Origin of the sequence: Brevibacterium sp. 239c, from assembly GCF_900169365.1 — a bacterium.
GTDB lineage: Bacteria > Actinomycetota > Actinomycetes > Actinomycetales > Brevibacteriaceae > Brevibacterium.
This window is the reverse complement of record NZ_FXZH01000012.1, coordinates 98094-122099: the sequence shown is the minus strand read 5'-3', so window position 1 is coordinate 122099 and position 24006 is coordinate 98094. Positions and strand designations below refer to the sequence as shown.

The 24006-nt window shown below is 62.3% G+C and carries 21 protein-coding genes; 9 read left to right on the top strand and 12 right to left on the bottom strand.

Going from position 1 to position 24006, the window contains the following annotated elements:
• Positions 1-98: 98 nt before the first annotated feature.
• A complete protein-coding gene (locus tag BSP239C_RS12445) occupies positions 99-1037 on the top strand; it encodes a universal stress protein (RefSeq protein ID WP_101573317.1) in 939 nt (312 codons plus the stop codon).
• Between the two features lie 125 nt (positions 1038-1162).
• Here the strand turns inward: BSP239C_RS12445 and BSP239C_RS12440 are convergent, their stop codons facing one another.
• The 5 genes from BSP239C_RS12440 to BSP239C_RS12420 form a co-directional block, all read right to left on the bottom strand.
• Complete coding sequence (locus tag BSP239C_RS12440) at positions 1163-2791, bottom strand: APC family permease (RefSeq protein WP_101573315.1); 1629 nt, start codon at positions 2789-2791, stop codon at positions 1163-1165.
• A gap of 279 nt (positions 2792-3070) precedes the next feature.
• Positions 3071-4342: an MFS transporter gene (locus BSP239C_RS12435; protein WP_101573312.1), complete on the bottom strand. Its 1272-nt coding sequence runs from the start codon at positions 4340-4342 to the stop codon at positions 3071-3073.
• Between the two features lie 106 nt (positions 4343-4448).
• Complete coding sequence (locus BSP239C_RS12430; RefSeq protein WP_101573311.1) at positions 4449-5282, bottom strand: ABC transporter ATP-binding protein; 834 nt, start codon at positions 5280-5282, stop codon at positions 4449-4451.
• Entirely contained in the window at positions 5275-6138 is an 864-nt protein-coding gene (locus BSP239C_RS12425) for an ABC transporter permease (protein WP_101573309.1), read from the bottom strand. The genes BSP239C_RS12430 and BSP239C_RS12425 overlap by 8 nt, the downstream gene beginning before the upstream one ends.
• Positions 6139-6209: 71 nt before the next feature.
• Positions 6210-7415, bottom strand: a complete 1206-nt coding sequence (locus tag BSP239C_RS12420; protein ID WP_101573307.1) for an FAD-dependent oxidoreductase — start codon at positions 7413-7415, stop codon at positions 6210-6212.
• 76 nt (positions 7416-7491) lie between these two features.
• Between BSP239C_RS12420 and BSP239C_RS12415 the strand changes: the two genes are divergently transcribed.
• Positions 7492-7818 carry a rhodanese-like domain-containing protein gene (locus BSP239C_RS12415; protein WP_101573305.1) on the top strand — a complete coding sequence of 109 codons (327 nt, stop codon included), beginning with the start codon at positions 7492-7494 and terminating at the stop codon, positions 7816-7818.
• 32 nt (positions 7819-7850) lie between these two features.
• Here BSP239C_RS12415 and BSP239C_RS21375 read toward each other — a convergent pair whose 3' ends face one another.
• Positions 7851-10382, bottom strand: a complete 2532-nt coding sequence (locus BSP239C_RS21375) for an MFS transporter (RefSeq protein WP_374701030.1) — start codon at positions 10380-10382, stop codon at positions 7851-7853.
• A 141-nt stretch (positions 10383-10523) separates the two neighbouring features.
• On the opposite strand from BSP239C_RS21375, the gene pgm reads away from it, so the two are divergent.
• Entirely contained in the window at positions 10524-12164 is a 1641-nt protein-coding gene (pgm, locus tag BSP239C_RS12400; protein WP_101573301.1) for a phosphoglucomutase (alpha-D-glucose-1,6-bisphosphate-dependent), read from the top strand.
• A 33-nt stretch (positions 12165-12197) separates the two neighbouring features.
• Here the strand turns inward: pgm and fdxA are convergent, their stop codons facing one another.
• Entirely contained in the window at positions 12198-12530 is a 333-nt protein-coding gene (fdxA, locus tag BSP239C_RS12395; protein WP_101573299.1) for a ferredoxin, read from the bottom strand.
• Between the two features lie 500 nt (positions 12531-13030).
• Here fdxA and BSP239C_RS12390 point away from each other — a divergent pair, with 500 nt between their 5' ends.
• Complete coding sequence (locus BSP239C_RS12390; protein ID WP_101573297.1) at positions 13031-13483, top strand: hypothetical protein; 453 nt, start codon at positions 13031-13033, stop codon at positions 13481-13483.
• Between the two features lie 130 nt (positions 13484-13613).
• On the opposite strand, the gene BSP239C_RS12385 is transcribed toward BSP239C_RS12390, so the two are convergent.
• Entirely contained in the window at positions 13614-14660 is a 1047-nt protein-coding gene (locus BSP239C_RS12385) for an LCP family protein (protein ID WP_101573295.1), read from the bottom strand.
• A 180-nt stretch (positions 14661-14840) separates the two neighbouring features.
• Between BSP239C_RS12385 and BSP239C_RS12380 the strand changes: the two genes are divergently transcribed.
• The 5 genes from BSP239C_RS12380 to BSP239C_RS12360 all read left to right on the top strand — a co-directional run bounded on the left by BSP239C_RS12380 (position 14841) and on the right by BSP239C_RS12360 (position 18586).
• Positions 14841-16079: an MFS transporter gene (locus tag BSP239C_RS12380; protein WP_101573293.1), complete on the top strand. Its 1239-nt coding sequence runs from the start codon at positions 14841-14843 to the stop codon at positions 16077-16079.
• A gap of 147 nt (positions 16080-16226) precedes the next feature.
• Positions 16227-16436, top strand: coding sequence for a helix-turn-helix transcriptional regulator (locus tag BSP239C_RS12375; protein WP_101573291.1), 210 nt, complete (start codon positions 16227-16229; stop codon positions 16434-16436).
• Positions 16433-16999 carry a hypothetical protein gene (locus BSP239C_RS12370; protein WP_101573289.1) on the top strand — a complete coding sequence of 189 codons (567 nt, stop codon included), beginning with the start codon at positions 16433-16435 and terminating at the stop codon, positions 16997-16999. Before BSP239C_RS12375 ends, BSP239C_RS12370 begins: the two co-directional genes overlap by 4 nt.
• A gap of 139 nt (positions 17000-17138) precedes the next feature.
• Complete coding sequence (locus tag BSP239C_RS12365; protein ID WP_101573287.1) at positions 17139-17336, top strand: ferredoxin; 198 nt, start codon at positions 17139-17141, stop codon at positions 17334-17336.
• Positions 17333-18586, top strand: coding sequence for an NAD(P)/FAD-dependent oxidoreductase (locus BSP239C_RS12360; protein ID WP_180959007.1), 1254 nt, complete (start codon positions 17333-17335; stop codon positions 18584-18586). The genes BSP239C_RS12365 and BSP239C_RS12360 overlap by 4 nt, the downstream gene beginning before the upstream one ends.
• Before the next feature lie 45 nt (positions 18587-18631).
• On the opposite strand, the gene dld is transcribed toward BSP239C_RS12360, so the two are convergent.
• From dld to BSP239C_RS12340, 4 genes are all read right to left on the bottom strand, one after another.
• Positions 18632-20341: a D-lactate dehydrogenase gene (gene dld, locus BSP239C_RS12355; protein ID WP_101573284.1), complete on the bottom strand. Its 1710-nt coding sequence runs from the start codon at positions 20339-20341 to the stop codon at positions 18632-18634.
• An 81-nt stretch (positions 20342-20422) separates the two neighbouring features.
• Positions 20423-21769: a replication-associated recombination protein A gene (locus BSP239C_RS12350; protein ID WP_101573282.1), complete on the bottom strand. Its 1347-nt coding sequence runs from the start codon at positions 21767-21769 to the stop codon at positions 20423-20425.
• Between the two features lie 96 nt (positions 21770-21865).
• The gene (locus tag BSP239C_RS12345; RefSeq protein ID WP_257930195.1) at positions 21866-23134 is read right to left on the bottom strand and encodes an MFS transporter; all 1269 of its coding nucleotides are present in this window, start codon (positions 23132-23134) and stop codon (positions 21866-21868) included.
• Positions 23131-23811, bottom strand: a complete 681-nt coding sequence (locus BSP239C_RS12340) for a GntR family transcriptional regulator (RefSeq protein ID WP_101573280.1) — start codon at positions 23809-23811, stop codon at positions 23131-23133. The genes BSP239C_RS12345 and BSP239C_RS12340 overlap by 4 nt, the downstream gene beginning before the upstream one ends.
• Positions 23812-24006: the final 195 nt, after the last annotated feature.

The window sequence follows — 24006 nt, the reverse complement described above, 5'->3', positions numbered from 1 at the left end:
ACGTAGAAAACCTTGCTATGCTGGGTGATAGCGACAGCGGTTTCGCCACGGGGTTGCCGCCGTCGTTCGAATCTGGGAAACCCCCTGGGAGGTTCGTGATGTACGACGACGTAAATGCCACCGACTCGACAGTCCGCGATCATGGGGTCCTGGTCGGTTTCGACGGATCCGAACATGCCAAGGCGGCCCTGCGATTTGGGGCGAACGAAGCCCTCCGCCGGAAGACCAGACTGACCGTTGTCACCGTCTACGCGGTACCGGTGCCGATCTATCCCAATATAGCCTCGCTCCCGCCGGAGCCGGAGGATCAAGCCAGGCGGAAGATCGCCGAGGCCACGCTCGAAGTGGCCAAGGGAGACCTCAGCGACTACGCGGGCGAAGTCGTGTTCGGTGTCGCCGAGGGCAACCCCACCGGCACCCTCGTCGAACTGTCCGAGCAGGCCCAGCTGATCATCGTCGGCGCTCGTGGTCGCGACAGGTTCGTCGGACGCGTCCTCGGTTCAGTCGCGTCCGCCCTGCCTGCCCACGCTCACTGCCCGACGATCGTGCTCCCGGGAACCGACTCGGCCGAGTACGCGAGCCGCGCCGAGGAGGAGACGACCGCTCCGGTCATCGCCGCCGTCGACGGTTCGGCCCAGAGCTTCGCGGTCGTCAAACAGGCGGCACAGGCTGCCGAAAAGAACACCGCGCCTCTCAAGCTGCTCATGATCATGCCTCAGCTCGAGGACTGGCTGTACTGGTATCCCGACCTTCAAGTTCACCAGGAGTCGCGCCAGAAACGCCGAGCCGAATTCGAGACGAAGATCAGGTCCGACTTCTCGTGGCTTTTCGATGATCATCCGAACCTCGACATCTCCATCGACGTCGAGATCGGCCACCCCGAGGACGTCATCAGCGACTGGACCGCGAAGGCAGCGTTGACCGTGGTCGGCAACAGGGGCCGCGGTGCGGTGCGCAGTGCTCTGCTCGGTTCCGTCTCCCGCGGCGTGCTCAACACCGCACGGGGCCCAGTGATGATCGTTCCTCGCCAGTCATAACCGGACACGTCAGGTCGATGCGCACCGACCAATGGGTGCGCATCGACCTGACAGGCTCGCGGGTCGAGATCACGGTGTGCATCGACCTGACGGGGGTGTGACCGGTCTAGTCGATGCGCTGCCGATCAGTCGATGTCCGGCAGCTCCTGATCGACCTGCCGGGTGTTCTCGACGTTCTTGACGACCTCTCGGGGCGACAGACGCGTCGCCACGCCGACAGCGAAGACGATGACGGTCATGATCAGGCAGGCCAGCTCGCCCCATCCGAAGGTGAGCACGCCCAGGCTGCCCTCACCGTAGGTGCCGAGGAAGCTCAGCACAGCGAGGCCACCGATCCACAGCAGCATCCACCAACCCGACTTGAACTGCAGCGGCGGGATCTTGCTGCGGTCACTGAAGGCGTAGTGCAGTCCGAGGACGACGTAGCCCAGTGCCATCGCGATGAACAGCTTCCAGTTCGTGTCCCAGCCGGTCCAGAAGACGATGAGGTTGGCGGCGAGGAATCCTAGGAAGGGCAGTGTGTCACCACCCGGGAGACGGAACGGCCTTTCCTGATCCGGCAGCTGACGTCGCAGCGCGGCGACCGTGACCGGGCCGCTGCCGAACGAGATGACGGTGCCGGAGGTGATGAACCCGACCATCTTCGCCCACGATGGGAACGGGAAGAACAGGAAGCAGGCCACGATGAACGTCACCAGCAGACCGATCCAGGGAATCCCCCGCTTGCTCAGCTTCGTCAGCCCCGACGGAGCGTTGCCGACTCGAGCCTGCGAATACGACAGGCGGGGGCTGAGCGCGGTGAAGATCAGACCGGTGTCGGCCGGAGACACGACAGCGTCGATGTAGAGGATGACGGCCAGCCACATTGCGCCGAGCATGATCGCGATCTCCGCCCACGGGCCTGCCGAGTTCGAGAACGACAATCCGCCCCAGCCGTCCTTGAGCAGCTCGGTGGGGACGGCGCCGATGAAGGCGACCTGCAGGAGGATGTAGATGATGGCGGTGAGAACGATCGAACCGATCACGGCGAAGGGCACATTCTTCTGCGGGTTCTTCGTCTCCCCGGCGAATTCCACGCCCTGGCGGAAACCCAGGTAAGAGAAGACGATGCCTGCCGCCGGCAGGGAGGCAAAGACCGGGGCGAGTCCGTTGGGAGCGAAACCGCCGAATTCGGCCATGTGGAAGTGGCCCGGGTTGAATGCGAGAATCGCAAGTCCCACGAACACCAGGACGATGACAGCGAGCTTCCACCACACGAGCACGTTGTTGAACTGAGCGAAGAACTTCACGCCGAACATGTTGATGACGCAGAAGACTGCGACCATGACGATGCTGACGAGGATGCCCGGTCCGGTGAGGACGAGCACCCCTTCCTTGGTCTCCATCAGCCAGGGCATATAACTCGAGGCGTATTGGACGGCTGCGAGCACTTCGATGCCGACGGTGCCGGCCGCTGCCAGCCAGGTGATCCAACCGCTGGTGTAGCTGGCGAAGGATCCGAAAGCGTAGTGCGGATAGCGGACGACTCCGCCGGCGACGGGGAACATGACGCCGAGCTCCGAATAGTTCAGTGCCACGAAGATGATGAGAATGGCGCCGATGGCCCAGGACAGGATCGCTGCCGGACCCGCCATGCTGGCTGCGTCGAAGGCGCCGAAGAGCCAGCCTGATCCGATGATCGATCCGACGCCGGTGAAGAGCAGACCGGTTTTCCCGATATCGCGTTTGAGTCCTTTGTCGTGGACGACTGTCACGCTCGTGTGCGAGCCAGATGACAGTGGATTTCGTGAGGGCACCGTCGCCTCCCGTGATTGTGATGGCAGTTTTCCGGGGCCAGTTTTCCGCTGTCGGTCTGTGATGTCAATTACAAATGGGACTCATCGTCGGAGGTCAGGAAGCCAAACGCCCCGGACACGGATTTTCCGTGTCCGGGGTCGAATGGTGGAACGTTTCGGGTCACTATGTGAAGTCTGTGGCAAACCAACCACGGTTCGCCACGTTCATGCGGGATGGTCGGGCCACCTCGGCGAGGGTCAGCGCTGTTTATACACCCTCCGGGCGATGATGACGCCGACGAGTGAGAGCAGGGACAGGGCCGCGTAGTAGAAGCCGGGTACGGTCAGTTCTCCGGTGGCGCTGAGCAGTGCGGTGAGGATGAGCGGGGCGAAGCCGCCGAAGATCGCCACACCGAGGCTGTAGGCAATCGTCATGCCGGAGCTGCGCACCTGGACGGGGAAGAGTTCGGACAGCAGCGCGGGCATCGGACCGAAGTAGAAGACCATGAACAGGCCGACGATCGCCTCGCACACGGTCAGGATCGCGATCGAGGGATGGTTCGTGAGCAGGATGAACATCGGCCACGCAACGATGATGCCGACGATGGTCGTCGGGATCATCACGGTCGTCGCGCCCACCTTGTCGGCGAGCTTCCCGGCAAACGGGGAACCGATGAGGGTGATGACACCGGCAACGACGGCACCGGGGAACGCCGCCCACGGTTCGAGCCCGAGGTTGCCGACCGCGAACTGGGGCAGGAACGTAATGAGGTAGACCGAGATCGTGGCCATCGCGATGATGAGGAACGCCGCAACAAGGCGGCCGAAATGCTCGCCGAGGAGGGTCCGCAGCGGGTTGTCGATCTTCACTGAGGCCTTGAACTCAGGAGTGTCTTCCATCTTAGAGCGGATGTACCAGCCGACGGGGCCGATGAGCAGGCCGATCGCGAAGGCCACGCGCCAGCCCCAGGAGTGGAGTGCCTCTTCGCTCAGGGTCGAGCTGAAGATCCAGGAGATGCCGGCGGCGAGGAACATCGAGATGCCCTGGGTCGCGGTCTGGAAGGAGGCGTAGAAGGCCTTGCCGTGTTTGGCGTTCTCGGTGAGGAAGGCGGTGGCGGACCCGAACTCGCCGCCCGCGGAGATACCCTGGATGATGCGGGCGATGATGAGGCCGATCGCGGCCCACACGCCGATGACCGACTCACCGGGCAGTACGACGATGATGAAGACGCCGAGCGTCATCAGACCGATCGTCAGCGACAGGGCCGACTTGCGGCCGTGTTTGTCGGAGTAGCGGCCGATGATGACGGCACCGAGGGGGCGGACGACGAACGTGATCGCGAACGTCGCCCAGGTCATCAGTTGTGCCGACAGACCTTCGCCGGGGTAGAACACCGCGGTGATGGAGGTCGCCATGAACCCGAAGAGGATGATGTCGTACCACTCGAGGGCGTTGCCCAATCCGGCCGCGAGGACGGCCTTGCGTGCCCGGGCCTTTTCCGCGCGAGTTTCGACGGTGTTCTGTGTCATTGCATGCCTCTTCTAGTTGGCGACGGGTCTCTGTCCGACGCCTGGTCAGTACTCAGGTAGTGAGTCTAATCGCATGCTTGAGACGAAGAGGCTGCTGTCCGTCACACTAGCCCTGCTCCGCTTCCTTCTCCTTCTCCGCCTTGTTGAAGTCCTGATATTCCTTGATGATGTCGGCGGCCGGGCCGTCTGCACGCAGAACCCCCTTTTCGATCCACAGAGCACGGTTGCAGGTGTCTTTGATCGTGCGCATCGAGTGCGAGACCAGGAAGACCGTACCGGCATTCTCGCGGATCGAACGGATCCGCCCCTCTGAACGGTCGCGGAACTTCTTGTCACCGACGTTGAGCGCCTCATCGACGATGAGGATCTCGTGCTGGACAGAAGTCGCGATAGCGAACTTCAGCCGCTGAGACATCCCGGAGGAATAGGTGCGCATCGGCAGGTCGATGAAGTCCTCGAGTCCGGTGAATTCGACGATGTCGTCGAACTTCTCCTCCACCTCTTCGCGGGTGAGGCCCAGGGCCAGGGAGCCGAGCATGATATTGCGGGCACCGGAAAGATCAGGGATCAGTGCTGCACCGACACCGAGGAGGTTCGGCCTCGAGCTTGCGTAGATCGTCCCCTCCGAAGTCGGCGTGAGACCCGTGATCGATCGCATGAGAGTGGACTTGCCGGAACCGTTGCTGCCGATGACACCGATGGATTCGTTCTTGTGCGCAACGAAGCTGACACCCTTGAGTGCATGGACTTCCTGGAGGCCGCGCTGGCGATCGAGCAGACCTCCCCCACCACCGAGCTTGAGCTTCTTGCCCGTGGCCATCGTCTTATAGCGGACGTGGACGTCATCACAGACAACGACCGGAGGGTTGTTCTTCGTGGTCTCCGGGAGACCGCCGGTGTCGTATGTTTCCTGCTCGCTCTGTTCGCTCTGCTCACTCATCGCGACCGTACCTTTCCTCGGCCTGCCAGAAGAAGACGAAGCCGATGATGAAGATGCCGAAGGCCCAGATTGCGAGGTGCCAGAAGTAGTCATAGGGAACATCGCGGCCCACCATGAGGATGCCGCGGGCAATCGCGAGCACGTTGTTCAGCGGCTGCCAGTCCGCAAACACCTGCCAAGCGGGGTCGGGGTTGATCTTCGCCACCATGACCTTGAGGTCGAAGAAGACACCGGAGGTGTAGAAGATCATGCGGGAGATGAAGGGGATGACTTGGCTGAGGTCTCTGAAGTGGACGGTGATGCGGGCGAAGATGAAGGCCACACCCTGGTTGAAGATCCAGAACAGGATGACCAGGGGAATGAAGAGGAACCAATCCCAGGCCGGTCGGGCCCCAAACATCATCGCCAGGATCATCATGAAGATCAGCGTGGGGATGAAGTTGAGCAGGTTCTGAAACACCTTGGAAATGGGCAGAACGATGCGTGGGAACGGCAGGGACTGTACAAGAGACGCGTTGCCGATGATCGACTTCGCACCGCCGTTCATCGAGGTGTTGAAGAACTCGAGGACGAAGACGCCGATGACGACGAAGGGAGCGAAATCATCGGGGCGCGCTGTCGCTCCCTGCATTATGACGCCGAAGACCGTGCCGTAGATCAGAGCCGAGAATGCCGGCCGCAGCAGCACCCAGAGCATGCCGAGACGATTGCGCTCGTTCTCGGACTGCATCCGGTACTTGGCGAGGGTATAGGTGAAGTCGCTGCGAGTGATGAGCTGTTTGATGTACTGGGGCAGTGACGGCCGCCCGCCGACTCTTTCGAGCCCGTGCTCCTCAGCTATCTTAGCCATATCCATGTACAGAAGTTTCTCTCGTCGGCGGCTGGGGGTCGATCACAGGAAGTCTACGTGATGAGGGTAGCCGATTCTCACAGTCGGCTGTGAGCCTTGAAGTCGAAATCCGGGTCCTCGATCTGGGCTCGAGTCGGAATGTTGTTACCTGTCAGTACTCGACGTGCAGCGGCCTGCATCGGAGGCCAGTTGAGTGTCTCGACGCCGATGAGCGCCGCGTCTGGGTTCGATCCATCGAAGTGGAAGACCTGGAATTTCTTGCCGCTGGGATCGTGCCTGATGACCGTGTCAGTGGCATCGGGGCTGGTCAGGCCGGCAGTGAAGACCTTTTCGGGGCCCTGGAAACTCCAGTGCCAGGGGATATCTGACCAGGGTTCAGCTGTGTCGCTGTCGTCGGTGCTCAGCAGTTCGGCGAGGTATTTTCCGTGGCTCTCGGCCACGGGTTCACATGCCCACGGATGGTCCAGGGCGAAGGGCCCGTCGGTGATCTGCGCGCAATCACCTGCCGCCCAGACTCCGGCGTGAGATGTTGCCAACTTCTCATTCACTTCCCACGCCTCGGCGGGTCGGAAGCCATCGATGGGAATCAGGGTGGGGCGGGCGCCGACGCTGGTGACGAACAGGTTGTGAGTGTTCGCGGGAATTTCATCTGGACTGCTCGTGTGGGCCACAAACCTCACGCCGGCTGCTGTGTGGGCATCGAACAGCGCCGAGCGCACAGGCGCAGAGAGCTGTTTGCGCAGGGGTTCATCGCCGCGCAGGTAGACGGTCGCCTCATGACCAGCCGCGACGGCCGAGGTGGCGACCTCCATACCTAAGTATCCGGAGCCGAGGACGCCGACGTTGAGCGCCTCGTCCGTCGTGGCCACCTGCTCGCGGATCCACTCGGCCTCGGACAGGTTGTACACGGGCAGGGCATCCGGGTAGCCGGGGATCTCCGGACGATTCGCTTCCATGCCTGTGGCCAAGATGGCGTGAGTGAAGTCCAGGGTCTCCCCCGACGACAGATGAACGGTGCCGGTGTGCTGGGACTTCGCGGTCGCCTCGGCGAGGGTGATCTCTGTTGCCTTGTCACGAACAAACGTGACGAGCTCACTGGATTCGAGGTGGAAGGGCAGGTGGTACCTGGAGTCGTCGAAGAGGTGCTTCGACAGTGGGGGCCGTTCGCTGGTCTCCCCCGCGGCGGGGTCGATGAGGGTGACCGCCTGGCCGCGTTCGCTGAGCTCCCGGGCGGCGGTGGTTCCGGCCAGCCCTGCACCGATGATGACGATCTTCTTTGCCATGTCTCCATGCTATGCCCGGTGGGAAAGACCCCAGGGACGGGTGCAAGCCGTTCGGGCCCGTGTTTAGACTGGGGCCATGGATGAAGAATCAGTCTCCGTAACAGAAATCCCAGAAGGCGCTGCCATCATCGACGTCCGTGAGGATGACGAGTGGGAAGCCGGGCACATCGACGGCGCACTGCATGTGCCGCTGGGCGATCTGCCGACCCGACTCGACGACCTTCCTCTCGATGACGATATGTACATCATCTGCCGCACCGGCGGTCGCTCTCACCGCGCTGTGGCCTGGCTGACGAACAACGGCTTCGACGCCTTCAACGTCATTGGCGGCATGGGGTCCTGGAACCTCGACCACGGCAAGCCGATCGTATCTGAGACCGGCGAGGAGCCGTGGGTGAAGTGAGTCCGCTTCTCTCAGGCTTACATCTCTCAGACCTACTTCCCTGAGGAGTGATCTGCCGGAGCGGGGATCTCGTCGGGACGGTATTTGGGCAGGCGTGAAGCCGGCAGGGCCGCGATCAGGCTGATGCCGGCGAGGATGAGGAATCCGATCTTCAGGGTGCGCAGACGCTGGTCGGCGTTGAGTTCGACGGCCTGTTCGATCTGAGCCGGCGTCGCCGTGGTCTCAACGAGGACGTCTTCGAGTTCGTCGTTGCTGATGAAGTTGACGTTGTCGAGGTCGACCTGGGCGACGAGGTCTTCCGGCAGCTCGGGATGATCATCAGCTGCACTCACGATTCCCGCGCTCAGCACGGTCACCAGCACGGCCCCCATCATCGCTGTGCCGACCGCCGAGGCGAGGTTCTGGGCGGTGCCGCGAATCGAGCCGACGTCGCCGGCCAGATGTTTCGGTGCGGCGGTGACGAGGACATTGAAGACGAGGGTGACGAGAGCTCCTTGGCCGATGCCGAAGACAATGAGGCCGAGGATCGTCGGCAGCGTCTCCCAGTTGTTCGTAACCACGAAGGCCAACCACACGAGCGCCACTGTGGTCAGCGCGAAGGAGAACAGGGCGATCGTGCGCGGTGAGTAGCGTTTGTAGAAGCGGACGATCAAGGTCGCTGTGACGAACACCGTGAGGTTGAACGGAAGCATCGCCAGGGACGTGTCGAAGGGAGTTCGCCCCTGGACCACCTGGATGTAGGTGGGAACGGTGAAGTTCACCGCCGCCTCCATCGCAACAATGACGAACATCGCGTACACGGCGGCACGCTCCGTGGGGCTGGCGAGGACACTGATGTCGACCAGCGGCACCTTGCCGTTGGCGATGCGTCTGCGCGTCCACATAAAAAAGGCCTGTCCGAGGACGACTCCGACGATGACGAAGACCGGTGCCGGGGAGAGGCCTGCGATGGAGAACGGGGCGCCGTCCTCAGCGCGGATGATGCCCCAGGCGTTGAGATTGTTGAATCCCATGGTCAGCAGCACGATCGCAGAGCCGATGAGCACCGAGGCGACGATGTCGATGCGGATCGTGGGATCGCCCTTGTCCGAGTGCAGTTTGAAGCTCAGCGCGAAGACGATGGCGGCCAGGCCGAGGGTGATGAAGAAGATCGGCCGCCACCCGACCAGGGTGCCCAAGGTGCCGCCGATGAGGAAGGCACTCATTCCCGAGAATGCGCGGGCCGATCCCAGCGAACCCACAGCGGCGGCCTGCTGCGATCCCCGGTAGTTCTCTGCGATGAGTGCCACCAGAGCCGGAACGATGATGGCGGCAGCGGCACCAGCAAGAAACTGCCCACCGATCACCCACGCGACCGTGCGCGAGAAGATCATCAGCAGTGACGATGCGGCGAAGATGATGAGCACGAACCGGAAGATGATGACCCAGCCGATGCGCTGGCCCAGTTTCGCACCCGTCATGACAAGGGCCGCCACGGCGAGACCGTAGACGACGATCGTCGATGAGGCGACTGTGGGTGCCACCCCGAAGTCCTCAACCATCCCACCCAGAGAGATGGGGAGGGCTGAAACATTGAAGGACATGAGCACCTGGGCGAGGAAGAGCCCGATCATGGGTGTCCAGGATGCACGAACCTCAGCGTGGTCGGTCGGTTCGGCCGGGACAGTCATAGTGATTCCTTTCAGCGTTGACGTGGTGCGGGTGCTGGGGTGACGTGGTGCGGGTGCTGGGGTGGAGGCGAAGAGATTGAGACCCAAGGCCTTGGAGAGGTCGAAGCAGGCCCGCTGGCCGCGCACGCTGTTGCCGGCGGAGTCGAGCCGGGGAGAGAACGTGCCGAGCGCACCCTTGCCCGGAGCGATGGCGACGATTCCGCCCGCGACTCCCGATTTGGCCGGCAGACCGATCTCGAAGAGCCATTCACCGCTGTTCTCATACATTCCGCACGAAGCCAGCAATGCGAGGGTGTCACGGGCCACCTCGGCGGAGACCACGCGTTCGCCGGTCACCGGGTTCACTCCCCCGTCTGCCGGAGTCGAACCCATCACCGCGAGATCGTGTGCGCTCACCGACAGTGAACACTGGCGGGTGTAGATGTCGACGCTGTCCAGAGGATCAGTGATGATCCTCCCGTAGCTCTCGAGCAGTCGGGCGATCGCCCCGGCATTGACCATCGAATTCATCGGATGCCCATCATTGAGCTCGATGGCCATCACAGAGTTGAAGGGCAGTCCCGTGTTGTTGACCCCGATGCGCTCATGGACGAATTCGTGACTGCGGGCCTGGCAGACGAGGGCAAAGACGAATGCCTTCGAGATCGACTGAATCGAGAAGGTCAGGTCGATGTCGCCTGCCTCATGGGCGCGGCCGGCGATATCGATGAAGCTGAGGCCGAACCATGTGGGATCCGCCTCGGCGAGGATGGGGATGTAGTCGGCGATCTCTCCGTCGTCGAGGTCACGGTAACGGCGATGAGCCTCGGCGAGGATCCGGGCCGTTGCAGAAGGGCCGAGCAGCTCGCCGGTGAAGGCACGCTGCTGGGGTTCAGTGGTGTCGCCTTCGAACACTGCCGATCTCCTCGTCGAGAGCAGGGATTGTTGTTCTAATTTGCTGATTTCAGCCTAGCCTCTTGGACACCCACCGTCCACGATGCAAGAACTGGAGGCTCAGAACTGTGTGCATCGGTTCGGGTTTGGCATTGTAGAAGTATGACTACTCGCGCCGGCCAGCTGGCCCAGGATAGGGATCTCGTCGATATCCCCGCACTGCTTGACTCGTACTACGACCTCGTTCCCGACTCCTCAGTGCCAGCGCAGGCCGTGAGCTTCGGAACCTCGGGGCACCGCGGCTCGAGCTTCAACCGTGCCTTCAACGAAGCCCACATCGCAGCGATCACCGCCGCCATCGTCGACTTCCGTAAGAAGCAGGGCATCCACGGGCCGATCTTCTTAGGCCGTGACACCCACGCGCTGAGCGAACCCGCAATCCTCACCGTCCTCGAGGTCCTCGCCGCCGCGGAGGTGCCTGTGCTCATCGATGAGCGTGATGGCTTCACCCCCACCCCGGTGCTCTCCCACGCGATCCTCGGGTTCAATGCCGGGAAGACCGCAACGGATGCCCAAGCCGATGGCATCATCGTGACACCCAGCCACAACCCGCCCTCCGACGGCGGCATCAAGTACAACCCGCCCCACGGCGGTCCGGCAGGCTCCGAGACGACGACCTGGATCGCCGAGCGTGCGAACTCCTACCTTGGGGCCGGGTGGGAGAAGATCCCGCGCACCGGTTTCCAGCGGGCCTTCCACCTGGAGAACACAGAGAACTTCGACTTCATCGCCAATTACACCGAAGACCTTGAGTCGGTCATCGACCTCGACGTGATCCGTGGCTCCGATATCCATATCGGTGCCGACCCGCTGGGCGGTGCAAGCGTCGACTACTGGGCCGCGATCGCCGAGGACTTCGACCTCAACCTCACCGTCGTTCACCCCGAGATCGATCCCGCCTGGTCGTTCATGACTCTGGACTGGGACGAGAACATCCGTATGGACTGCTCCTCGCCCTACGCCATGGCCGGGCTCATCGCCTCCCGCAATGACTTCGATATCGCCACGGGCAATGACGCCGATGCCGACCGTCATGGCATCGTCACCCCAGATGCCGGGCTGATGAACCCCAACCACTATCTGGCGACCGCGATCGACTACCTGCTCGACAACCGGCCCGAATGGTCCACCAGCGCAGGCATCGGCAAGACACTGGTCACCTCGTCGATCGTTGACCGCATTGTGTCGGCACATGGTCGCCAGCTGTTCGAAGTACCTGTCGGGTTCAAATGGTTCGTCCCCGGACTCCTCGACTCGACACTGGCCTTCGGCGGCGAAGAATCCGCAGGAGCATCATTCCTGCGCCGCAACGGCAAGGTCTGGTCAACGGACAAGGACGGCATCATCATGGCCCTCCTGGCCGCCGAGATGACGGCGAAGACCGGACAGACTCCGTCCCAGCGCTACGCAGGACTGGCCGCGAACTTCGGCACCAGCGCCTACGCCCGCCAGGATGCTCCGGCCACCCGGGAGCAGAAGGCGACACTGGGATCACTCGACGCCTCCCAGGTGAAGGCGAATACCGTCGGCGGTGAACCGGTGACCTCGACACTCACCTCGGCGCCGGGAAACAACGCACCCATCGGCGGGCTCAAGGTCACGACCGAGAACGCCTGGTTCGCGGTGCGCCCCTCCGGCACGGAAGACGTGTACAAGATCTATGCCGAGTCGCTGCGCGATGAGGACCACCTGCGGGCCGTCCAGCACGATGCGCGGACCTTGGTGGATAGGGTGCTGGAGTAGGTCGGGACGAAGGGGCTCCCCGTGGCCGGCCGGTTACAGCTCGACGTCCTGGTTCTGGGGCGGCAAGGCGGCGATGGCCGAGTGGTCTCGGCCGGTGTTGCCCAGGCCCGCCGCGCCTCCCGGCGAACCCAGTTCGTCGAAGAACTCGACGTTGTAGGTGTAGTAGTCCGCCCACTCCTCCGGGACATCGTCTTCATAGAAGATCGCTTCGACGGGGCAGACCGGTTCACAGGCCCCGCAGTCGATGCACTCGTCGGGATGGATGTAAAGACTGCGTTCGCCTTCGTAGATGCAGTCGACAGGACATTCGTCGACACACGACTTGTCCTTGACGTCAATGCACGGCTGCGCGATCACGTAGGTCATTCGGGCCTCCGCTCTCTGCTCGGATCGTCCACTTCCTCTGAGTGACGAATGGGATGAACCTCAGGGCCCACTCTAGGCCTTCGAACCCAGTCTTCATATGGCCCAGATCACGTCCGAGGAGAATGCAGAACCACCTCGGCGCGGTCCGGTCACAATCGGGTTTCACTGTGCGGACGAAAACGTCGCAAACCGCGCTCTGCAACATCCATGTGTCACCGTCTGGTCGAATCCGCCGAGCACTCGTTCGCACCGCGTCACCAGGCAAGAGTCGTTGCCGTATGCGACCCGTTGGCTCCGCGCACCTCGGCGACCGCCGCAGGACTGCAAACAAGTCGTCTCCTGGCTGTGACCCTCTCCGAGTTTCCTCTCAGACACTGTGGTCCTGACTTCAAGTGCGGGCGCAATACTGGTCGGCGTCGATGATGTGTCACCTGCCCGGTGACCGCACTCAGCAAAGACATCATTCAGCGACGACATCTCGAAGAAGAAGGATCGATGACATGAAGACCACCATTCGCAATCGCGCAGCAGCCCTGGCCATCGCCGGTATTGCCAGCCTGGCCGGAGTCGGACTCGCCAGCGGACCCGCCCTGGCGGCCCCGGCACCCGCCGCAGCCACCAGCGCGGACGCAGAGCCGCAGTCCGTCCACTACCCGACGGACACCAACATCTATGCCGATGAGCTCGTGCGAGCTTGGGGTGCCGACAATACGGAGCGGGTCGAAGGATTCGCCACAGCAAGCGTCGCCAGCGACCTAGCCGCCCACGGCAATGAGAACGGGAGCCATTGGGTTCAGACAGGCGAGGAGGGAGCCGCGGGAACGATCTATGTCGACTACAAGAACACCGTGACGGGAGAAACCATGTCTGTCGGTGTCGCCAACGAACAAGTGTCGAACGGCGGAGAATGGGGCTCACCCCACGGAGTCCATAGCGTCCAGTTCAACAACTGATACGACACACACTGGTGCGAAGAACCCCGTCCCTGGAAATCCGGGGGCGGGGTTCATCGTATGCACGGTTGGGCGGAGCTGCCTCGGCGAAGGCGTCTCGGCGAAGGCGCCCTTTGATGTGACGCGAGGATTACAGGTGTGACTCCGGGGCGTTCTGCACGTAGTCCTCGAGGGTGTCGTTCTTGTACGCGTCCTGGACCTTCTTCAGTTCCTCTTCATCGACATTGACGATCGACTGACCGTCACTCGAGGTGCCGACGCCAGCGGTCGGGGAGGTGAAGAACTCGATGTCGCCGGGGCGGACGTCGCGCATGCCGAAGGCTGTCGCGGAGATGTACTGGGCGTCGAGCCCGGAGTCGACGTACATGTACGGGGCGAAGTTCTTGACCATATCCTGGATCTTCTTCGGGTTCGACAGGGTGTCAGCGGAGATGATCTCACTGGTCAGCCCCCTGATGAAGGCCTGCTGGTTACGAGCGCGCTGGAAGTCGCCGTCCTTGAAGGACTTGCGTTCGCGCACAAAGGTCAGTGCCTCGTCACCGTCGAGGACGTTCTCTCCCCTCGTGAAGGTGTAGCCGTTCTTCTCAAACGACTGCTCCGAGTTCACGCTCACCCCGCCGAGGCTGTCGGTCAATGCCTTGAAGCCTTCGAAGTCGATGATCGCCACGTGGTCGAGGTCCGTGCCGATGAAGTCCGACACCGTGGATACGGCCAGCGGCAGACCACCGTAGGAGAGCGCAGAGTTGATCTTGGCCTTGCCGTGGCCTTCGATGTCGACCCAGCTGTCACGCGGGATCGACATGACCTGGACCTTCGATCCGCTCTCGGGCAGGTGCATGACCATGATTGTGTCCGAGCGCAGTCCGCGGGAGTCGTTGACGTCGACCTGGTCCATCGGCTCATCGGAGCCCAGCAGCAGAATGTTCGTGCCGCCGTCTTCCTTGTTATCGGCACGCTTGGTGCCGAAGACCTGCTCGTCGGTGAGCTTGTTCGCGTTGTTGTCATAGGACCGGCCGACGTTCCATAGGTACAGACCCACGCCGAGCACGCCGAGGATGACGATCACGAGGATGACGACGAGGACCTTGCGCCACACCTTTTTCTTCTTGCGGCGGGGGCGCTGCGGTCGTTCGTCCTGGCTGTCGAAGAGATCATCGAAACTGCTGTTGTCCGTCATCGGCACTCCGGGTTTCAGTCAATGCGGCGGGAACGCCGGCGGGGAGAAGATACAATCTCTGCAATTATATAGCTTTTGTTACATTCTTCTTGACACCTTGCGCGCCGAGGTGACTCGACTCACCGGTAACAACGCCGTATTCGTATGGTGAGGGCTTGGTTCGCTGGGTAGACTTTTCTGGTGTTCAACAACTATCGGGAAATTCTGTCTCTTCCCGGTGCTCTCAAGTTCTCCTTGGCCGGTCTTGTTGCACGTATGCCCATCGCAGTTCTGGGCCTGGGAATCGTTCTGTTCATCCAGGGCGTCAGCGGCTCCTATGGTCTGGCAGGCATCGTTGCCGCCGTGTACATGATCATCCAAGCGCTTGCCGGGCCCGGGATCGCGCGTCTTGTCGACCGTCGCGGTCAAGCTGCTGTCATGGCGCCCATCGTCATCACGCACCTCATCGCGCTGCTGATGCTCATCATCACCGTCTACGCCGACTGGTGGGTGGGACTCATCTTCGTCTTCGCCGGCATCGGCGGTGCCACCGTCGGCTCCGTCGGATCACTGGTGCGTTCCCGCTGGTCACACATCGTAGATTCGCCGAAGAAGCTGCAGACCGCATTCTCGTGGGAATCCGTGGCCGATGAGCTGCTCTTCGTCACCGGCCCCGTCATCGCCACAGTGCTCGCCACCGCTGTGTTCCCACCGGCAGGCATCATACTCTCGATGCTCACCGCCGGGATCGGCTCGGCCCTGCTCTACGTGCAGAAGTCGACCGAACCCCCACCGATCGAACGCACCACAGAGGCCAGGGGCCACGTGTTTTCCAACCCAGGCATCTTCACGATCATCATCGTCAATGTGTTCCTCGGGGTGAACTTCGGCGCCATCGACGTCATTGCCGTGGCCTTCGCCGACGAGCAGGGAGTGAAGTCCCTGGCCGGCATCCTGCTCAGCGCCTTCGCCCTGGGCTCACTCATCGCCGGCGCACTCTATGGGTCGCGAAACTGGAATTCAGCCACCCATCATCGTTTCGGCATCACCGTGTCCCTCCTTGCGCTCGGCGCCTGCTCGATGATGCTGGCACAAGGCATGATCTCCTACACGATCATCCTGTTCCTCGTCGGCTTCACGATCGCCCCGAGCCTCATCGGCGCGAACTCAGTGATCGAACAGCTCGCACCACCTCGGCGCCTGACCGAGGCTTTCGCCTGGCTGGGTACCTCGCTGGGCTTCGGTGTTGCCTTCGGGTCGGCGATTGCCGGCAACATCATCGACGCGGCAAATGCCAAGACCGCGATGCTGCTGCCCGCCGGGTGCGCCATCGTCGGTGCGCTGCTGGCGCTGAGCCTGCTCAAGCTGCTCAACCCGAAACGCTCAAGTCACGAGGTGCGGGTCAACCGTCCAGGACGACAGGTGCGCATCGAGGGGTAGTGCGCACTGGGTTCGGACAGCAGGTTGCGGCTGCACCGCAAGCCCTTCTCCAGCGCGAAACACCTTCCGAATGTCAACGATCTTTGACACACCCACGTCAACAATGCTTTACTTTTGATGTAAAGAATCATTGACATAGGGAGTGGGATGGAAGTTCAGACCTCGAACCTCAAACACGTCCGCAAGTCGGTCGGTCTCACTCAGGCTCAACTGGCCCAGCTCACCGGCGTATCGCGGCAGACGATCATCGCCACCGAACGTGGCGACTATGCTCCCAGCGTGTACCTGGCGCTGCGGATCGCCCGGACCCTGGAGACCAGCGTGGAAGAGATCTTCGCGCTGAAGGAGGAATCATGAATAACAGCAACGCGAGCAAACCCCGTCCCAATGCATTCGCCGACAGAATCACCGGTCTCGACGATCCCTCGATGGGTGATGAACGGGAACGTGATGTCATCCTCCGCGCCTATACATTCGGCTCTGTCGTCTCGACACACGTCTTCTTCGCCCTCGCCGTACTCTTCGCCGTCATCGGCGCTGGCCTCTGGACCATCCCTTTGGTCCTTGGAACCGGAGTGGCCGGTCTCGCAGTGCCCGCATACTGCAAACGTGAGGGTGTCGATTTTACTCTGGCGGTCTCGCGGGCAGCCAATAAACGGATCGTTGTCTCCTACGCCGTATCAGCAGTATTCACCGCCGCTTGGGTGGCCGCAATCGCCTTCCAGCAGACCACCGGCCACCCCCTGATCGATGTCGGTCTTGGGTCACCGCTGGTTGGAGCCAGCAACGGCTCGTTTGTCACCGGCGCGATTATCGGCATAGTCATCGCCCTCACCGCATTCGCCGTCTTAAGACACCGCAAGCTCAAACGAGCGCGCCTCGAGGAGGAGAGCGCGGCAGATATCGAAGACGAAGAGTGAGCGAAGACTGCATGAAGAGTGAACAAAGAGGCGCGGGAAGTCGCGGCACCTATAATGTGAGTGATGCTTCTCCCCCAAATCAGTCGCTTGACAAATCAGTCGCTTGACGAGTAGTTGACGGTCAACGTAGGAGGATCTGTTGAGAATCGAACTGGACCAAGACGCGTGCATCGGGGCTGGAAACTGCGTCATCACAGCCCCGGACTTATTCGACCAGCGGGATGATGACGGAGTGGCTTTTCTGCTTGAGGAGAATCCCTCTCCCGAACAGGAGAGCTCCGCCAAGGAGGCGGAAGCACTGTGTCCTGCCGCCGCAATCCGCATTCACAAAAAGTGACGAGAGTCGTTTCAGCGAAGAAGGTCGTCATTGTCGGTGCCGGCCCCGCCGGAATCGCGGCCGCCGATGCACTGCGGGCTCAAGGCCACACCGGAGAGATCCTGATCTTCGGCGAGGAACGCCATATGCCCTACGACAGACCACCACTGTCCAAACAGATATTGGCCGGTACCTGGTTGCCCGAAAAGGCCGAGCTGCGCACCGGTGAACTGCTGGCCGATGCCGATGTGACGCTGCGCCTCTGCACCAGAGTCGCCTCAGCAGATGTCGCAGCCCATCAGCTCACCCTCCAATCCGGCGAGCAGATCGCGTATGACGCTTTGATCATCGCCACTGGAGTCACCGCACGAGAGCTGCCGTTCGGACACCATCTCGACGGTGTCCACGTGATGCGCACTCTTGACGACGCTCTGACTCTGCAAACCGGTTTGGAGACGGCCCAACGACTCGCAGTCATCGGCGCAGGATTCCTCGGCGCAGAAGTCGCCGCCGTCGCTCGCTCGCTGGGCAAAGAGGTCACGTTGATCGATCCTCTCGAACTGCCGATGCAGAATGTGGTCGGCGACGAGATCGGATCCATGATCGCCGAGCTGCATCGCCACCATGGAGTCAAGCTTGAACTCGGACATGGCGTCAGCTCCATCGAGGACGGTATGGGGCAGGCCACCGGAGTCACACTCGACGATGGAAGAACGGTATCTGCGGATGCGATTCTCGTCGCCGTGGGAGCCCGGCCTGCCGTTGATTGGCTGCGGTCAAGCTCGGTTCCCCTGACCGCGTCGAATGAGCCCGGCGCCGGTGGTGTGCGCTGTGATGCGAGTGGACGCGCCACCGATGATGTCTGGGCCATCGGCGACGTCGCTGCATGGTGGGATCCCACACAGGAACGCCACGTGCGCGTGGAGCATCGGCAGACCGCGAATGAGCACGCTCTCTCCTGCGTACGCGACATCCTGGAACTCACGCCGACCTCGGCGAAGTCCGTCCCGTACTTCTGGTCCGACCAGTACGATCTCAAACTGCGCAGCTTCGGCTTCCCCTCCCGTGACAGCGGATTTCACGTGGTCGAGGGAAATCTTGAGGACCACCGATTCGTTGCCGCCTACACAGACGAATCAGGTCGCATCGTCGGCACAATCGGGTCCGGAATGTTCAAAGCGATGAATTGGTGGCGGTTGCAGATCCTTGACCGCCGTCCCCTCGGCGACGCCCTCCGCGACAGACAGATCACCAAGCGATCTGTCGAATAGTCCACGGAGAACTCCGCTTGATCGCTCAGCAGCATGTGCCTACGGTCAGGCCCAATTCTTGTGCGGCGAGGTGTCACCGACACCGGGGTTGAAGACATTGCACGGGTCGAGTTCCTTGAAGTGAGCTTCCATCTCCGGCGGCACACGGTAGAGGCGACCGTAGTTGTGCTCGGCAGGAACCGCGGCACCTCGTTCCTCAAGCAGCGCCATCATCTGCTTCTTCAACGCGACCGGGTCGACACCCTTCTTCGCCACGTGGTCCTGATGGAGGACGTGGCAGAAGAAGTGACCATAGTAGGAGCTGATGTGCAGCTGCTCGGCGATCTCCGGTGGCAGCACCTCGAGCCAGTCATCCTCGTCCCGACGCAGTGCGACATCGAAGGTGATCATGTCCGACGAGTCGTCACGGTTGAGGTTGAAGTACCGGGTTGCCGCGCTGGCGGCACCGAAACGGTGGAGCATGGCCGATTGAGCCTCATCGGCAGTGCAGATGAAGAAGTCACCGTCATGGCTCGCCTCGGCGAAGAAGGTCGTGAGGAACTCCTCGGTCCTCTGCTTCTGGTCACCGCTGACGACAAGCAGAAGGTGGTGTTCGAAGCGGTCGCGGTACTCCAGCATTCGGTCCGGCAACTGCTGCGGCAGCAGGCTGAACGCGCCTTGGGCGATGGAATCGGCGACTGTCTGGCCGAAGAACGGCAGTTTGGCGAAGACCCCGTTCGCCCAGTTCTTCAACGCGAAGAGCTTGATCTGTTCGCGGCTGCCGGCGTGCTTGACGGAGACGAACGTGTCCTTGCCGTACTTCTCTGCGAGATCGAAGGAGGGCCGTCCCATGTACTCGCCGGAGATCGGCAGCGGCATGTCCGAGGTCAGTATCGCCCGGCGCAGGGCCTCGAGCTCGGCAGGGCTGTCGGTGCCGATGTAGAAGGTCGTCGATTCCTTCTGCTTGGGGAAGGTGCGGGTGCGCACGGCGAAGACCATGAGCTTACCCGCCGACCCGGACGCTTCGTGGAGGAATTTCGGGTTGGCGTTGTAGCGTGCGGGAGAGTCGGCGATCTTGCGGACGTGCTCGCCGTATTCGGTCTCCGTGGCGTCCTCCGGCGGCGGCGTGACATCCGCGGGAGCCCAGTCGCCGCGCTGGAGCTTGTCGAGGATGTGCGCGGGATCGTCACCGAGTTCGACGCCGAGGTGGTTGACGAGTTCGACCTTGCCTTCGTCGTTGACTCGGGCGAAGATGGCATGCTTCGTGAACGCCGGACCCTTGCGGATCTGGCTGCCTCCGGAGTTATTCGCGATGCCACCGACGACCGACGCACCGATCGAGGATGAGCCGATGACCGAATGTGGTTCACGGTCGTGGGCGGCCAGGGCGTCGTCGAGTTCGAAGAGCGTCGAGCCTGCCAGGCAGACGGCTTCACGAGCGTCGTTGATGAGGTGGATCTCGTTGATGCGCAGAGTGGATATGATGACGATCTCACGGTCATAGTCCTGATCGCCGGGTCCCGACCCGCCGGTCAGTCCGGTGTTCGCCGACTGCGGTATGACGATGAGGTCGTGATCGACGCAGACCTGCAGGGCCCGCCACATGTCGACGAGGCTGCCCGGCTTGAGGACGGCGAGCACATTGCCGCCGCCGAAGCGATTGCCTTTGGCGAATGGTGCTGTCGCCCGGGCCGAGGTGAGCACGTGGTGTTTGCCCATGATGTCGTTGAAGGCGCTGACGGCTGGTGACGGCTTCTGGTGTGATTGTCCGAGCATAGTGTCGATCCCTATCTGGTCGTTGCGAGCTGTTGTCGTCGTTGAATATCGTCACTGGGCGCGCCGAGGTGACCTCAGTGCTCAGATCTCGGTTCCGCCGTCCTGCGCTTCCTGGTCTTTCTCGTCTTCCTGCATCCGTCTCTCAGCACGCAACCGGTGCCATTCGGCCAGTTTTTCGGCGATGACGCGTTCGTAGCCATTGCCGGTGGGCCGGTACACCCTCTGCGGCTCCATATCCTCGGGAAAATAGTTCGCCCCCGAGAAACCTCCGGGCCGGTCGGGATCGTACTCGTATCCTTCTCCATAACCGAGATTCTTCATCAGCTTCGTCGGGGCGTTGAGGATATTTGCCGGTGGCATGAGAGACCCCGTCTGCTTCGCGAGCTTCTTTGCTGCGTTGAATCCACGGTAGACGGCGATGGATTTCGGTGCGGTTGCGAGGTAGACGACGGCTTGGGCGATGGCGAGCTCACCTTCTGGAGATCCGAGACGCTCGTAGACGTCCCATGCCGCCAGCGCTTGCTGGACGGCTTGCGGGTCGGCGATCGCGATGTCTTCGTTGGCGAACCTCACCAGACGTCGGGCGATGTAGAGCGGATCTTCACCCCCGTCGAGCATTCGTGCCAACCAGTACAGTGACGCGTCTGGGTCGGAGCCGCGCATCGCCTTGTGCAGGGCGGAGATGAGGTTGTAGTGGCCTTCCTGGCCTTTGTCGTAGATCGGTGCGCGCTGCTGAACCAGCTCGGCTAAGGCAGAAGGGTCAAGTGTCCCGCTGACTGTTTGGAGCTGTTCGATGAGGTTGAGCAGGTATCGACCGTCACCGTCGGCCATCGCCACCATCGCCTGCCGGGCCTGCGCGTCAACAGGAAGTGATCTTCCCGTGGCCGCTTCGGCACGTTCGATGAGTGTGGTCAGTGTCTGCTCGTTGAGTCGTCTGAGGACGAAGACCTGGGAGCGGGAGAGCAATGCTGAGTTGAGTTCGAAGCTGGGGTTCTCCGTGGTCGCACCGACGAGCACGACCGTGCCGTCTTCCACGTAGGGGAGGAAGGAATCCTGCTGGGCGCGATTGAAGCGGTGGATCTCGTCAACGAACAGCATCGTGCCCTGGCCGATCTCGCGGCGCTTGGCAGCTGATTGGAAGACTTTGCGGAGTTCGGCGACACCGGAGAAGGTCGCTGAAACCGATTCGAAGACGAGGTTTGTTCGCTCAGCGAGGAGTCGCGCAATGGTTGTCTTCCCACAGCCTGGTGGCCCCCACAGCACCATGGAGACCAGTCGGCGTTCGTCGACCATCCGGCCGATGGGGGCGTCATGTCCGAGCAGGTGCTCTTGTCCGAGCACGTCTTCGAGTGTCTTCGGGCGCAATCTATCGGCAAGGGGACGACCTGCCTCGTCAGGTTCAAACAGTGACGGCGGTTCCTGGCTCATAGCGGCACCTCCATCGTCATCGATTCGTCTGCGTGGTGAGGATTCCGTTTTCATCCTAGTTGCCCGTGGCAAGGGGCGTCGGTCGGTCCGCGTCTCTCACCCCGGCCGGTTCGAGGCGCGCGCCACAGCGCCAAGACAGAGCAGGCAGATCACGGCAACCCCAGCCAAGGAGAGGCTGTAGGGCATGACCGGCAGCAGGGCCGCGAGCACTGTAGGCAGCAGGAACCCGGAGTAGGCCAGCGAATAGTAGACGCCGGTGATGCCGGCCAGGTCGTCCGGTTCGGCGATGGCCTGGACGATGACCAGACCGGCCACCACGCAGATGCCGTAGGCGATGCCGAGCACGATGGCCACGACCAGGGCGAGGACTGGATCCGCGACCAGGGACGCGACCACGGCGAGCGCCATCCCGAGGGTCATGAGCACGAGGCCGACGACGAGTGCGCGCCCGCCCGTCCACCGGTTGATCCGGGGAACGCTGTTCTGCACGAGCGCCCCGGCACCGAGGGTGACGACGGTGAGCACGGTTGCGTAGAGGGTCGTCCACTCCCCCAGCTCGTCCTGGACCAGTGCCGGCATCACAGCGTAGGCGATGCCCGCTGCACCGAAGACCCAGGGAGCCGCAGGGGCAATGAGGCGCACGAACGTGCGGTGTCCCACCAGGGGAACGCGCAGGCCTCTCCACCAGTGTTGAGAGCTCCGCTGTTCCCGCGACAGAGACTCCGGCGCGGCGAACAGGATGGCCAGGGCCACGATGCTGAGCAGTCCGTGCACCGCATAGGGTGTCGCCTCGGGGACTGGCCCCCATTGTGCCAGGCATCCGGTGACCGCGGCACCGACGGCGAATCCCAGGGTCAGAGTCAGTGCCGGGCGGCGAGCTCCTGCTGTGATTCCGGCCTTGTGGTCGAAGGGCGGCATCGAGAGTTCCTTGATCCAGCTCGTGCCCACCGACATCGCCACGCCGACGCCCGCACCGGCGAGCACCCGGCCCAGACACAGAAGCCAGAAGAGGTCGAAGCCGATGCCGAGGAGCACACTGCCGACCAACGCCGCAATGGTGCCGACGATGAGCACGGGTTTGCGTCCGCGACGATCCGATATCGCCGAGGCGATCAGAAGTCCCGGGATCAGCCCGCCGACGTACATGCCCAGGAGAAGATTGGCCTGCCAGACCGCGTATCCTCCATCTTCCTCGTACATATGGACGAGCGGGGTGAAGTGATTGCCGCCCCAAGCAAGCAGGAAGATGGCAGGTGCAACGCGAAGCCAGGCACCGCCTCGGCGACGGACGGGTTCAGGGGGCATCGCTGTCGGGCCGGGCGTCGGCGTGGCCGAGTCTGAGGTCACCGCTGGATCGGGTGTCATCGGGTCCGGTTCTGCTGGAAGTGACCGTGATCGATGTGCTGGCGGACGAGTCTCGTAAATCGTGGGGAATCTCCTTGGCAGGCGCATTCGGTGAGCTGTTCGTGGTCGGCGAAGAGGTCTTCGAGAGCCGAGGGCAGATCGATGACGGCCTGGTAAGTCAGGCGAGCCAGGCGGGGGCCGATGGTGGAGAGCAGTTCGTCGGTGACTGCGTTCCGGCCGCTGCGAATGATGCGGGCATGGAAGGCGTAGTCACTGCTCGCGAAATCCAGCGAGGAGTCGCCGCTCAGAGCCTCGCGCTGCCGACCAAGGAGGAACTGCAGGTCTGCCGCCAAGGCCTCCATCACCTCGGCGTCGGCACTCAGGGCATGGACTGCGTCGATTTCGAACATGGCGCGCACGGCCAACAGGTCCCGCCGCTCCTCGCCGGTGACCGTTGTGACGATGGCCCCTTTCTTGGGCACGAGTCGGACCAAGCGCCACCGCTCGAGTTGGAGCATAGCCTCCCGGGCCGGGGTGCGGCTGGCCTTCTGCGCCTCGGCGAGATCAGCCTCGGTGAGGAGCATTCCAGGTTCATACCGCTGTTCGATCACCTCGCGAGCGGCCCAGGCCGCCATCCGCGCAGCGATCGGAGAAGCGTCGTCGGCGGTCTCCCAGGGCAGCGTCAGCAGATCATTCACACACCCAAACTATCAGATGCATGCATTGATAGATGCATCAAGTCCGGACCGGAGCAATGCGACCTTGGACAGGACGCTCAGCTCGCCGATCGGCAGTCAGCACCAGCAATAAGGACAATGTCGACAATAAAGAATGCGTCATATTGTGTACTCAACGAACCTTGTCGGTTACTATGGTCTGCGGCGCCATTCAAG